This is a genomic window from Alteromonas sp. S005 (assembly GCF_036864475.1).
GTDB lineage: Bacteria > Pseudomonadota > Gammaproteobacteria > Enterobacterales > Alteromonadaceae > Alteromonas.
Window position 1 is genome coordinate 397,841 of the sequence record NZ_JAZETN010000002.1, and the last position, 13,179, is coordinate 411,019.

At 43.3% G+C, this 13,179-nt stretch carries 11 protein-coding genes; 6 read left to right on the forward strand and 5 right to left on the reverse strand.

Translation table 11 applies throughout. The features are described 5' to 3' along the window. Window positions 1-100 precede the first annotated feature (100 nt). On the forward strand, window positions 101-2,959 hold the full coding sequence (locus tag V7R55_RS04345) for a ligand-binding sensor domain-containing diguanylate cyclase (RefSeq protein WP_334057974.1): 2,859 nt from the start codon (window positions 101-103) through the stop codon (window positions 2,957-2,959). A 61-nt stretch (window positions 2,960-3,020) separates the two neighbouring features. Here V7R55_RS04345 and V7R55_RS04350 read toward each other — a convergent pair whose 3' ends face one another. Then, on the reverse strand, window positions 3,021-3,899 hold the full coding sequence (locus V7R55_RS04350) for a DUF417 family protein (RefSeq protein WP_334057644.1): 879 nt from the start codon (window positions 3,897-3,899) through the stop codon (window positions 3,021-3,023). A 264-nt stretch (window positions 3,900-4,163) separates the two neighbouring features. Here V7R55_RS04350 and V7R55_RS04355 point away from each other — a divergent pair, with 264 nt between their 5' ends. Continuing rightward, on the forward strand, window positions 4,164-4,622 hold the full coding sequence (locus V7R55_RS04355) for a hypothetical protein (protein WP_334057646.1): 459 nt from the start codon (window positions 4,164-4,166) through the stop codon (window positions 4,620-4,622). Between the two features lie 53 nt (window positions 4,623-4,675). Here the strand turns inward: V7R55_RS04355 and V7R55_RS04360 are convergent, their stop codons facing one another. Next, on the reverse strand, window positions 4,676-5,047 hold the full coding sequence (locus V7R55_RS04360) for a hypothetical protein (protein ID WP_334057648.1): 372 nt from the start codon (window positions 5,045-5,047) through the stop codon (window positions 4,676-4,678). A gap of 327 nt (window positions 5,048-5,374) precedes the next feature. On the opposite strand from V7R55_RS04360, the gene V7R55_RS04365 reads away from it, so the two are divergent. Continuing rightward, window positions 5,375-7,240, forward strand: a complete 1,866-nt coding sequence (locus V7R55_RS04365; protein ID WP_334057650.1) for a GGDEF domain-containing protein — start codon at window positions 5,375-5,377, stop codon at window positions 7,238-7,240. Window positions 7,241-7,340: 100 nt separating this feature from the next. Beyond that, complete coding sequence (locus tag V7R55_RS04370; RefSeq protein WP_334057652.1) at window positions 7,341-7,778, forward strand: DUF2177 family protein; 438 nt, start codon at window positions 7,341-7,343, stop codon at window positions 7,776-7,778. Here V7R55_RS04370 and V7R55_RS04375 read toward each other — a convergent pair. After that, window positions 7,756-8,919 carry a fatty acid desaturase family protein gene (locus V7R55_RS04375; protein WP_334057654.1) on the reverse strand — a complete coding sequence of 388 codons (1,164 nt, stop codon included), beginning with the start codon at window positions 8,917-8,919 and terminating at the stop codon, window positions 7,756-7,758. The two genes, V7R55_RS04370 and V7R55_RS04375, sit on opposite strands and share 23 nt — an antisense overlap. Next, on the reverse strand, window positions 8,916-9,974 hold the full coding sequence (locus V7R55_RS04380) for a flavin reductase family protein (RefSeq protein WP_334057656.1): 1,059 nt from the start codon (window positions 9,972-9,974) through the stop codon (window positions 8,916-8,918). The genes V7R55_RS04375 and V7R55_RS04380 overlap by 4 nt, the downstream gene beginning before the upstream one ends. A gap of 289 nt (window positions 9,975-10,263) precedes the next feature. Between V7R55_RS04380 and V7R55_RS04385 the strand changes: the two genes are divergently transcribed. Continuing rightward, window positions 10,264-11,349, forward strand: coding sequence for an alkene reductase (locus tag V7R55_RS04385; RefSeq protein ID WP_334057657.1), 1,086 nt, complete (start codon window positions 10,264-10,266; stop codon window positions 11,347-11,349). A gap of 166 nt (window positions 11,350-11,515) precedes the next feature. On the opposite strand, the gene V7R55_RS04390 is transcribed toward V7R55_RS04385, so the two are convergent. Beyond that, the gene (locus tag V7R55_RS04390) at window positions 11,516-11,734 is read right to left on the reverse strand and encodes a hypothetical protein (protein WP_334057659.1); all 219 of its coding nucleotides are present in this window, start codon (window positions 11,732-11,734) and stop codon (window positions 11,516-11,518) included. A 336-nt stretch (window positions 11,735-12,070) separates the two neighbouring features. On the opposite strand from V7R55_RS04390, the gene prfB reads away from it, so the two are divergent. Then, a protein-coding gene (prfB, locus tag V7R55_RS04395) for a peptide chain release factor 2 (RefSeq protein WP_334057661.1) occupies window positions 12,071-13,169 on the forward strand; the annotation gives its coding sequence in 2 pieces (ribosomal slippage) (window positions 12,071-12,145 and window positions 12,147-13,169; 1,098 coding nt in all). The last annotated feature ends 10 nt before the right edge of the window (window positions 13,170-13,179 follow it).

Sequence of the window (13,179 nt, forward strand, 5' to 3'; positions counted from 1 at the left end):
ACCACAATTTTTGTGTTAGTTAATAGATAGAGGTATTATTACACCGTCTATCTAATAACGTACCGAGAAGCCATTGAAGTTTGTGTCTCTCACTTTTGTGATGTGTTTGCTGTGGGTGATACCCATAGATGGCTTTTCGGTAGAGTCTTCTCAGCTCATGCCGCTCAACCGGTATTTCCCTCAATCGTGGGGAACGAAAGACGGGCTTCCTCACAATAGTATTCACGCATTAGCACAAACGTCCAATGGGTATCTATGGGCGGGTACTTGGGAAGGTGTTGCTCGGTTTAATGGTCAGCAGTTCACTGTATTTACCCGCGGCGCGCAAACAGGATTACCAGATTCCGGCATTCGAAGCTTGTATTACAACAAGCCCCGCGACGAGCTACTCGTGGCAGGAAACCGAGGCGGTGTAACGTCGCTTATTGCCGAGCAGTGGCATGCTCAAGCACCTCTGTCTTCAATGGTTAATCATGCATTCAGAGACAGTAATAACGTGTTGTGGTTTGCGCTGGAAGACACGGGTGTTGCAATGAGAACGCCTGACGGCACGCAAAAAGAATACATTGTAAATTCGAGTGCTTACCGCATAATCGAAGACGGATTTGGAGTAATCTGGATTGCAACAAATCAAGGCTTATTCAAATACATAAACGATAAATTTCAGCTAGCTGTACCCGACCACAACATACTCTCTGGTCCATCATTTACTCTCGCTCTTGATAGCAAAAAACGTGTTTTAGTTGGCACAGAACACGGTGTTTGGCAGCAAAGAAACGGTACCTTCGCGCTACTTCACAACTCACTTGCCGACAAATCAATTAGTAGTATTTTGCTTGATCATCAAAATAGCATTTGGGTAGGCACCATCAATCATGGCCTTTATCGTCTGAGTGACTTAGGCCTAGAAAAATTGGATGCGACAGCAGGTCTTCCCAATAACCGCGTTTTTTCACTGCTTGAAGATTTGGAAAAAAATATCTGGATTGGCACTAATGGTGGTTTGTTTAGGCTGCGTCGCGCGCTATTTACCACATTCTCGCAAAGCCAAGGAATGAGTGGAGACTTTTTGCGAACTGTTTTGCAAACGTCTGATGGCAAACTTTTATCAGGTGGAAGTGCTGGATTAGATATATTTTCCAATGATGCGTTTTCCAGCGCATCGCTCACTACGGGTGAAGCTTTTTCTGTACTCAGTTTGGCAGCGGTAACTGAAGAGGTAACGTTAGTTGGCACCTATACAAAAGGTGTGCTGCGATATGAAAATGACCAACTTACTCCTTACCTCAATAGAGATTTAGGGTTACCGAGTAATGAAGTAAGGGCCATTCTTTTAGCGAAGGATAACAGTGTTTGGTATGCCACGGCGCAAGGTATAGTTCAACAAACGCCAGATGGAAAGCTAATCCATTTTAATGAACAAAATGGGCTACCTGCCCATTTTTCGATGGGCTTGGCAGAAGATCGTGAAGGACGAATCTGGATTGCTACAGGGATAGGGCTCGCCTATATCCAACAGGGTATTGTGCACACAGTGTCGTTTCCTGAACATTCAGATGCGCAGCACGCGTTTAGTTTTAGCGTTGTTGAAAAGGGAACTTGGATTACAACCGATCGAGGCCTTGCGTATTTTGACAATGCTACTCAGGCACTTAGTGTAATCGAAAAGTCGCAGGGGCTTCCAGTAGATAAACTGTTTTCAATCGGTATAGATCACAACAGCGGTGTATGGCTAAGTTCAAACCAAGGGGTCATTCTCACTTCACTATCAAGTCTTAAGGAGTGTCTGACACATCCAAGTGCATTATTGGAATTTGAGCATTTTAAGGAAGAAAATGGCCTAGCGAGTATTCAAATCAATGGTGGGTCACAGCCATCTCAGTTTGTCGATGTAGACGGAAATGTTTGGCTTCCTACTGCGAAAGGGCTCGCCACAGTAACGCCTGCAAACCTTGCCATGTTGAGTGAATTCCCTATTCCGGTAAGTATAGAGGCGGTACTACTGGACGGTGCTGACCAGCAATTTGATACGGATAAAAGGGAAGTAGACGTAACGCCGTTAACCACGCGAGTTGCGTTTCAGTATGCAGGGTTGGGTTTCGCTATGCCTTCGCGTATAGAGTATCAGGCTATGTTAGTAGGATATGACCAAGATTGGGTTAACCGTCATCAATTTAGAATGACTGAATACACTAATTTAGCACCTGGTCGTTATCAGTTTAAAGTACGTGCTCGTTATATTGGTGGTCCCTGGCAAGAGATTACGTCACCATTTTCTATTCGCGTGCTCCCCAGCATTTATCAGACATTTGCTTTTAAATTCTCGGTATTTCTTTTCTTCTGCTTCGTTATCTATGCACTTTACAAAGTACGTTTTCATCACTTGAAAAAATCAGAAATGATTTTAAAACAAAGGGTCGATGAACAAACCAGATCACTAGAATTACAAACCAAGCGGTTCGAGTTCCAAGCAACTCATGATGATCTAACGGGTATTGCAAATAGACGAGCATTCGACCGCTGGCTTGTACAATATTTTGAAGAGGCTAAAGCGAAACAAACTCCTCTATGTCTTGCCGTTATCGATATTGACCATTTTAAACAGGTAAATGATCAGTACTCTCACTTAGTAGGAGATAAAGTCATTACTGAGGTCGCCCGTATATTAAATCGCGAAGTTCCGCATTATGCTAAATGTGCAAGGTGGGGCGGCGAAGAGTTTACTGTGTTGTTACCCGAATATGACTTGGTAAATGCAAGGGTTGCTATGGATCATGTTCGAAAAATCGTGGCAGCACATGATTTCAGTTTTATAGCGCAAACGCTGAAAGTCACAATCAGTATTGGTGTAGCAAGTGCAGATGGCGCGAGAGATCACGACAGAATGTTAACCCATGCCGACCAAGCACTTTACACTGCAAAAGAAAATGGCCGCAACCAAGTGACCATTTTCGAGTAAACGATAAGTGGTGTAGTGGTTAATTACTACAACATCTTTAACCTGGCTTTGCCGTAAAGCTTTACTGTGGCGATTGACCCAACTGCGCTTCTTCGCGTTCTCGTGAAACTGCCTCGAACAGCGTAAAGTAAGCCACCACAGCAAGATTAGCGACAAACCAAAGGTCTTTAATAACGAACTGACCTAGACGGTTGACGATAGTCGTGCTGTTAAAGGTATCCGGCACAGTAAACAAAAACGTTTGTGTCATCAGAAAAACCGATAAACAAGCCAGTCCGCTCGCAATGATCACCGGCTTGTTTTTAGTAAAGATGCCCGCACCCAATAGCAGTGCAAAGAGGACATCAAACCCACCAATTACATTCGATGCCCCCTGTATGCTAAACACAGCATATAGCCACGACATAAACGGTGATGTTTCAACTAGCCCCACAATCGCATTAGCTTCAAACTCGAAAAACTTCATGCCTCCTATCCATAATAAGACCATGGCTACAGGAGCAAAGTTGAGGTATGTCAGTTGCTTGTGCGAAAATTTTTCGCGATAAAACAAGAATAGGAAAAGCGGTAATACTGCGAAGTACTTGATGATGCCTTGACCGCTGCCAATAATCGGGAAGCCCCCTAAATCGGCCATCCATCTTGTTGGTGATAATAACGTCAGCAATGGAATGGCAGTTACAAAAGCGGCATATAGTGTTACTGCTTTTGCTGAAACAAGGTTAAAACGTGCTGCAATGGTCATTAACGGCAGTAACAGCAATGCGATACCAGAAAAAGCACCAAGGGCACTCTCGCTCAACACAGTGTCTAACGAGTAGAAATTAAATGTAGCGATAAGTGCATTGGGGTTTGCACCCAATAAAAATGTTAGGCCAAGAACTGCGAAGCTAATAGTGAGCAATGCGGTGACCATGTTTTCGGTTTGGTTTAGTGTCATAAAGCGTCCGTAAATACTGCTAGTTTTGCGAAGTGTATGTAGAGACCCGTCGAGGTAGCACTAAAATTTCATAGGTTTGATAATTTAGTAGGCATAGCGCAATAAGCAAATAAGGATTTATCGACAAAATAAGAATTTATCTAATAACGGTTGTCATAAGTAGCAGCGGTATTAAATAAATTAGATCTTAAGTAATGTGGGGCTTAAGTAGTTTGGCTTTTAAATAGTAGTGGTTTAAAAAGTAAAATAAATTGAGAGAAAAAAATGAAACAAGCAAGCAGTAGAGCACAGAAGCGCTTTAGGATCTGGTTAATAGCAGGCGTGTGTGCAGCCTTGTCTGCTTGTGGCGCTCAGCCCCCAGAACCTATTGATGAGCCAATCGCGAGTGTTGAAGACGTCGAAAGATTAGAGCAAGTCGTTGATACCTCATTGCCTTTGGTGCAGCAGGCCTATTCCATTGAGTCTGAAAAAGTGTGCGATAAACACGGTGGTAACTGGAAGAAAGTAGGCCGACAGCAGGCGCATGCTTGTGTGCTACCAGCAAACGATGCTGGTAATGCGTGTAATGACAGCAGCGAGTGTGAAGTGGCTTGTGTTACGGAAAACAATCAGGTGAAAGCTGGGCAAAAAGCCAGTGGGGTGTGTTTAGAAACTACCGACCTATTCGGCTGTAGAGCCTATGTGTCTAACGGCGTTGTGGAGCATACCCTTTGTGTTGATTAAGCGATCGTTAAATGAAGCGCACGCGTTCGGCAACGCGCTTCATGGAAATTACGTTAATTAGCGTTGGGGAACTCGATTTTGTCCAGTTCACTCGCCGTTTCATTGCACTCACCTAATAGGTGAAGCCTATCTTCGGTTTGGTGTGTATCTAGTTTTAAAAAGCCCGTTTGGCAGTAGCCGGTCTCATCCAGTTTCTCATCAAGAGATGTATAGAGTTGCTCAGTCATTCTATCGCTGCTATGTGACGAGCCTTCCCGACTTTCCTGTCCTTGGTGACCGCCACGACCACTTCGTTCGCCTCCCTGACCACGGCCGCCTTTACCGCCACCTTTGGCACCGTCACGATGCTGCATTAACGGAATGCTAAAGGCGAAGAGCTTGGTACCGTCTTGCTTGATCTTCGTTTCAAAAAATATTTCATCCATGTCTAAAGGTGGTGGCCTATGAGCGCACGCACTGACAATCAAAGAGGTCGTTATTACTAATAGTGTTTTATTCATTTTATTTAACGCTTATTTGAACCACGTCACTTTGAGATTCGGAAGCTTCTATGGTTGCAATTTGCAGTGTAAGTTTTAGGTAAAGTATTTCCGACTTTTTTGGCGTGTTTACTATTGAATGGATACCAAAGTTCAATGGCTATTTATAAATAAAAAACCTACTTTTATTGCAGAGAATATAAGAGTTAGCTAATGCCGTTGAATAAATTGAAGGTATTTATAATTTCAATTCTTCTGTGTTTCGCACTTCTAGTGAGTGAAGCGAATGCTCAAGATTTAACGAAATTAAGTCGCTACGATCAGGTAACGTTCAATGCGATAACCCTCTGGTCGAATAATAACGAACAATTGAATAATGAGTTAAGCGATCAAATTAAGTCGTCAGGTCTCCCTCAAGATGATTCCTCTCTGGGGCTTATCTTTAAACATGTTATCTGGGAAGGTTTTAATGGAGATAAAGCAGTTGAAAACTGGTTTAGTCGTCCAAGTAGGCTAATTGGTACAAATGATTGGGAAGCCCTTAGAAGCCTAGATGCTCAACTTTATGCTGGAGTTCGCTCGTACTTTATTTTTTCGAGTTCGGATAGACGTGATGGAAGTGAACAACAAGTAACTCCAGCGATAGAAAAGCTTAGACGCTTAAAATCTGAAATGCTCGAAGCCTCAAATAGTAAGGCTGTCGCTCTTGTTAGTGCATGGTTAGGCAATGAATTTCAATCAAATTCGCATATTGACGCATTAGTTGAATTTAAATATTCGTTTAATTATTTGAACGTTGAGAAAAAAGATTCGTTCAAAGCTATGCTAACTCAAAGAGAAATTGCCGCATATATAGCGAATATCCTTATAGAGCTTCAGCTTTACTCTGAAGCCTTGCTGTACGGAGATTATATTCTGTCGATAGTGCCTGTAAGTGAGCGATATTCTGTAGATTACATTGCTTCAGTCCAAGCATTGACGCAACTAGGGCGCTTCTCGGAAGCTTTAGCAAAATCAGAATCGGCTGTTGAATTAGCAACAGAGCAGGACGATACAGATAATCTGATTGTCGCGTTAATACTTAATTTATCTGTATATACGCATTATATGACCGAAGCCGAAGTCGATAAAATAAGAGGTTTGGCTGGGCGAATAGCGGCCGTTGTTGAAACAAGCACCGGCAATAGCTCTTCGCCAATGATAGAGGCCTATATTCAGACAGCTCTAACTCTAATTGAAGCATTAGATGGTAATGACCCTGTCATGTTCTCTAAGGAGGTTGATACTCTTACTGAAAAATATGAGACTTGGGCAGCACTGCATCCATTACCAACGGATATCAATCTTAGGCTTTATCAAAATCTCCAGAGAATTTATGAAGTAAAGGGAAACTACAAAAAAGCGTACCAATTCGCCACTAAATATCGGTCGCTTAAATTAGATAGAAACCAGCTTATCTCACCCTCAAACGCTAATCTCGGTAATGACTTTCTCTCAAAAGAAATTGAAATCACTGAACTTAGAAACATAAAAATTAATAGAGAAAAAGACCAGTTGACTAACCAAGCTAATTTTCTAAAAAGTATATTGTTTGGCGGTTTAACTATTATTCTCGGTTTCACCACGCTGTGGTACCGACGTCGACACAATATCGCCAAAGCCTTGGCAGACGTAGACTCTCTGACCGGTGCCTATACTAGGAGAGCTATGAACAGTTGGTTGACCTTTATTTCACCTGAACAGGTTAATTGTGCAGTCCTCTTAGATGTTGATCATTTTAAAAAAATTAACGACAACTATGGGCATAACTTGGGAGACGAAGTGCTCAAAGCACTGAGTCAAATCATCATAAAACGCATACGTAAAATAGATCGCTTATGCCGGTATGGGGGAGAAGAGTTTCTGTTGGTCATACAAGCTACAGATATCTCTGAAGCGTGCGCAATAATAAATGTTATTCGAAAAGAAGTAGAGGGCATTGAGTACTGGGGAGAACAGGAAGTACCATTTAACGTAAGCTTTTCTGCCGGTATTGTAACATTTAAAAGTACTGATAAGATTGAGTCAGTATTGGAGCGTGCCGATCATCTTTTATACGAAGCTAAAAGAACGGGAAGGGCAAAAACGTTAACAGAATAGCTCTGATAAAGGGGCATATGTTTACGGTCTACGCTTAGTTTAATAACCAAGAATAGAGTAAACTCATTAATATCACTCTATGCTAACAGGGATAAGTTCCATGCTTTCCAACATCATTCGCTTTGCGAAAAACATCATCGTGTCGTTAATTGCGATCTTTGTGTGTTTTGGTGTTCTCGACTTCTTGTGGCTTGGCGTTATTGCGGATGGCTGGTATCAAAGTGAAATGGCTCCTCTGCTTAGAAGTCAATTTATCACGTGGCCTTGGGTGGTATTTTACCTCATGTATGGATGTGTGGTGTTTGTACTTGCTGTGGTGGCGAACAGAGATAAGTCGTTACTTTATGCTGGGATCGATGGCGCGCTATTAGGGTTGGCCAGTTATGGCGCCTACAATTTAACGGCGTACAGCATTATTGAAGGTTTTACTTTGTTTATTATGTTGATTGACTGGGCGTGGGGCACGTGCCTAACCAGCGCAAGCGCCATGGCCGGCTGGTTAGGGTTTCAACTGGTTAAGGGAAAGAGTAGCGAATAATGCGTTTTAACACGCTGGCGTATTGTTTTAAAAAGCTGCCAGTGTTGTAGTGCATGCCGTGTTCTTCGAATACGGCTTTTACCTTGGGGGCCATCTCTCGGTAGCGTCTGGCTGGGATATCTGGAAACAGGTGGTGCTCAATTTGAAAGCTTAAATGCCCAGTAAGCACGTGAAACAGGTTTCCGCCCTTTATGTTCGACGAGCCCAGCGCTTGTCGGTAGTACCATTGCCCTCGGGTTTCATTAACACAATCTTCTTGTTTAAACGTTTCCACGTCGCCAGTGAAATGGCCGCAAAAGATAATAGTAGATGTCCATAAATTGCGTAGTAAATTGGCGATAAGGTTGCCGATAAACACCCACAAAAATAACGGCCCAGCTAACAAAGGAAATAGTACATAATCTTTTACTAACTGACGCGCCCCTTTGCTGAAAAAGCGCTTCTTAAGCTCGCTATGGGTAATCTGATTCTTGCGGTTATCTTTTTTCTTTCCAAAGAAGACCCGTTCTGCAGCCATCTCGTGATAAGACACGCCCCACTGAAACATCACGCTAAGTACGATATAAGTTGCGAACTGCCATAAGTTTTTTACACGCCATCTGAAATCGTTAGACAGGCGAAGCAAACCATAGCCAAAGTCTCTATCTTTGCCAATAATGTTGGTATAGGTGTGATGTTCGTAATTATGAACGCGATTCCAACTTGCGCCATCGCAGGCAATATCCCACTCATAGCCTTTCGAATTAATATGTTTATCGTTCATCCAGTCGTACTGACCGTGCATCACGTTATGGCCAATTTCCATATTGTCGAGTATTTTAGCCGTTGCTAAGCTTAATACGCCGGCAACCCAAAGCAGCGGTTGAATGAACCCCAACATCAGGAGTATCCGGCCGCTCCATTCGCAAATTCGCTGAATGAGAATAATACGTCGAATATAGGCCGCATCTTCAGCACCTACTTTCTGTTTAATGTCGGCTTTAATTCCATCAAGTTGGGCTGCAAGTAGCTCGTAGTTTGGTTTCTTTTCGGCGCTCGTTGCGCCAATTTCTTGAGTCTTATAAGTTTCACACTCAGGTAAGCGTGTTTGTTCAATCGCGCCTTCACGGTGTTGTTTGTCTATTGCAACGCTAGTGTTCATAGTTGAATCTCCAAATCAGTAACGGCTTGTGATACACACAACTGAATAAGTTGTTCTGCGCTATCTGAAAGTTCGCCAGTACGGGTATCTCTTACCACGCCCCTTTTCTTAACACATTGGCACTGATGACAAATTCCCATTCCACAGCCATAGGTCACAGGTTGCTCTGCTTGTTGAAGCTGTGAAAGCAGGGTTTGCTGATTGTCGATAGTCAAAGATTGGCCATTGTGAATCAAAGAGAAGGTTTCGCTTTCGGTAAGGCTGGTGTTGCTCACCACAGGTAGCGCAGCGAAATGTTCGCTTGAAACAGGCACGTTAATTGTTTTTGCATAAGTTTCTACTTGCTCGAACATGGTATGTGGGCCACACACTAACCAGTGCGAATCAGCAAAGTAAGATAAATGGGCTTCTACGTCCCCATCTTTTTGCTTAGTTAAAACATCATAGGTGAAGCTTTCACAGCGTTTACTGAAGGCAGATAGCTCGTTAAGCAATACGTGTTCATTAGGCTTAGCAAAATAAAGCAAATGCACCGCTTTTTGGTTTACCTGTGCATTGTTAATAGCATCGTCAAGCATGGCAATGAAAGGGGTAATACCTGAGCCACCCGCAATCATAAGAAGAGGCTTTTGCGTTTCAGGCCATACAAACTCTCCCATGGGGGCTGAGATATTTACCCATTGATTAGGCACACAGGTATGTAGGTAAGGGGTTAGCGCGCCTTGGGCTTTTACCTTAGTCACCAAGCGGATCTGCTTGTCTCTTTGGTGGCTATTAGCACCACTTGCTATGGTAAACACGCGAGTGGTGAGCCTGCCGTTAATTTCTATGGTCAACCCGATATGCTGCCCCGCGGTATGCGTGGGCCACGAACTATCTGGCTCAAGCACTACCTCCAGCATATCCGTGCTTAAGTTTTTTACTGTTACAACTCTGGCTCTGAAATATCCATCGCGCCATGCTGGCTTAATTTGCTGCATCAGTACTTCCCAATAGCCCTTCCAAGAGCCGTGGTGGAATATGCGATCAGTAAATTTATCTAGTAATAGTCTCAATGTAGAAGTCACACCTATTTATCGTCGAGATATTTTCAATACAAAAAAGATAAAAATATTTAAGCGTACAAGTGTACGCTAATTCAGCGAACAAGTGTAAGCTTAATTTTTTCTGCGTCAAGGGGGATAGTGAATATTTGGTGTAACGTCGTCGAAATGGACTAATACTTTTGCGAAAAATGCAAAAGTGCTTTGTAAAAAGTACGGGTTCTAACAAAGCTAATGGGCCTCATTTATGAGGTTACACAAAATGAAATTTCAAAAATGAAAAACTTAAAGGACCCGAAATATGAAATTACTTGAAACAGTATCACTGGCTGGAAAAACGCTTAACAATCGTATTGTCATGCCGCCGATGACCCGTTCTCGTTCAACCCAGCCTGGTGACGTGCCCAATGCCTTAATGGCAGATTATTACGCCCAACGCGCAAGCGCTGGTCTAATTGTCAGCGAAGGCACACAAATTTCTGCGCTAGGTAAGGGCTATGCGTGGACGCCGGGTATTTATACCAAGGCGCAAATTGAAGGCTGGAAGTTGGTAACAGATAAAGTGCATGAAGCGGGTGGTGTGATGTTTGCGCAACTTTGGCACGTGGGTCGGGTTTCTCATCCATCAAATACAGAAGGGCAGCAGCCTATCAGTGCATCAGCAATTCAAGCCGAAGGGGTAAAGGTATTCGTGGATGAAGACGGCAACCCTGGCTTTGTAGAATCGGTCATGCCACGAGAAATGAGCATTGAAGATATAAAAACCGTGGTAGAAGAGTATCGCGTTGCGGCGCGCAATGCCGTAGATGCCGGCTTTGATGGTATTGAACTGCATTCTGCCAATGGTTATCTACTTAACCAATTTATTGACTCTCAGAGTAATGCAAGAACTGATGAATACGGCGGAAGTGTACAAAACCGCATTCGCTTCTTACAAGAAGTGGTGCAGGCCATATCTGAGGAAATTGGCGCTGATAAAGTAGGTGTGCGTTTAGCTCCACTAACAACGTTAAATGGTACAGTGGATGACAAGCCGGAAGAAACTTACCTTGCAATAGCTTCAATGCTTAATAGTTTCAAGATTGGCTATATGCATATTGCCGAAGCCGACTGGGATGATGCGCCACAAATGCCAATATCATTTAAACAGGCGATTCGTGAAGCCTTTAGCGGTCTGCTCATTTATGCCGGAAAGTACGATACAGAGCGTGCCGAAAAAGCGTTATCTGAAGGCTGGGCAGATATGATAGGTTTTGGTAGACCCTTTGTGGCGAACCCCGATTTGCCCTATCGATTAGAGAACAATTTACCGTTAAATACGCACAACCCAGATACCTTGTTTGGTGGCGGTGAGAAAGGCTATACAGATTATACGTTTGCTAAATAGCCGTAAATGTTACGGGGTGGACACTACTGCGCATAAAGGAGTTAGGCTTCTTTATGCGCTTTTTAAACTATCTATACGCGCTAAACTTTATAATAAAGAAAACGTTAGTGTTTTTAGTTAATTTACGTTCGGCCAATTGCAATGCGATTGAAATATCACACCTGGCCTAGAAGTTGCGGTTTCGAAATAGCCAAGCGGCGATACCACTTCCAGCTATTACTATTGAGGCGATCAGCCATAGTTTTGAAACAGGATTACCGTTAGGGCACTGCAGCGCCATGGTTGCGCCGGCTAGATTTTGACAGTCAACAAGTTGGCCTAATGCCAATACTAAGAGACCAAGCAGTACTCCGATAACAGCATAAGACAAATTATTTAACGACATACCTTTCCTATTACTTTTCCATTTATCGCTTATAACGACTTTACGGTTTGCACTGCACACTTGCACAAGGCGTAAATGTGCTAAACCAGTGCATCAAATTTAGATGCCAAGAAGCGTCGGGTGCTTCATAAGTTTAATCTTATGGGCTTTGAAAGTATTACCAATGCCTCCTGTAAGCCGTTTATCGGTAATATCATTCAATTCACCTTAAGCGACTAAAAAATGTTCGCTAGCTTACGCAAAAATTGGGTCGCAATATTTGCGCCAACCCCTATCAAAATTCCTTCAAATTCGGTACTATCCGCGGTCTTAAATTTTTAACGAAATAAGCGGACTATGTTTGAAATAAACCCCGTTACTAATGCGATAAAAGATATCCGCGAGCGCACCGAAGCGCTTAGGGGGTATCTTTGACTTTGATGCAAAGTCAGAGCGTTTAGAAGAAGTTAGCCGAGAGTTAGAAAGTCCTGATGTTTGGAACGAGCCAGACAGAGCACAGGCACTTGGCAAAGAAAAAGTGGCCCTTGAGCAAATCGTTCAAACAATTCATCAGCTTGATCAGGGAACAGAAGATGTCGAAGGTCTTGTTGAACTGGCTGTTGAAGCCGAGGATGAAGACACCTTTAATGAAGCGCAACGTGAACTAGAAGGCTTAATTGAACAGCTAGAAGTGCTTGAGTTTCGCCGTATGTTTTCTGGTCCCAATGATGAAAACGACTGCTATATTGATATTCAGTCGGGCTCTGGTGGCACAGAAGCGCAGGATTGGGCCAATATGCTGCTTCGCATGTATCTGCGTTGGGGTGAAGCCCACGGTTTTAAAACTGAACTTATTGAAGTATCAGACGGTGATGTAGCCGGTATTAAAAGCGCAACTTTGCGTATTCAGGGCGAATATGCATTTGGTTGGCTACGCACTGAAACAGGCGTACACCGCTTAGTACGTAAATCGCCGTTTGACTCGGGTAACCGCCGTCATACTTCATTTTCATCAGCGTTTGTATATCCAGAAATTGACGACGATATCGATATAGATATTAACCCGTCTGATTTACGTATAGATACCTATCGCGCATCGGGCGCAGGTGGACAGCACGTAAACAGAACGGACTCTGCGGTACGTATCACCCACGAGCCAACGGGGATTGTGGTGCAGTGTCAGAATGACCGCTCGCAGCACAAAAACAAAGATCAGGCGATGAAGCAGTTAAAAGCAAAACTTTATGAGTTTGAACTGCAAAAACAAAACGCTGAAAAACAAGCGATGGAAGACAGCAAGTCTGATATCGGCTGGGGAAGTCAAATACGCTCATACGTACTGGACGACTCTCGCATTAAAGACTTGCGCACTGGCGTGGAAACACGTAACACTCAAGCCGTGCTAGATGGCGACTTGGACAAATTTATTGAAGCCAGCCTGAAGTCCGGGCTGTAAACCGAACAAC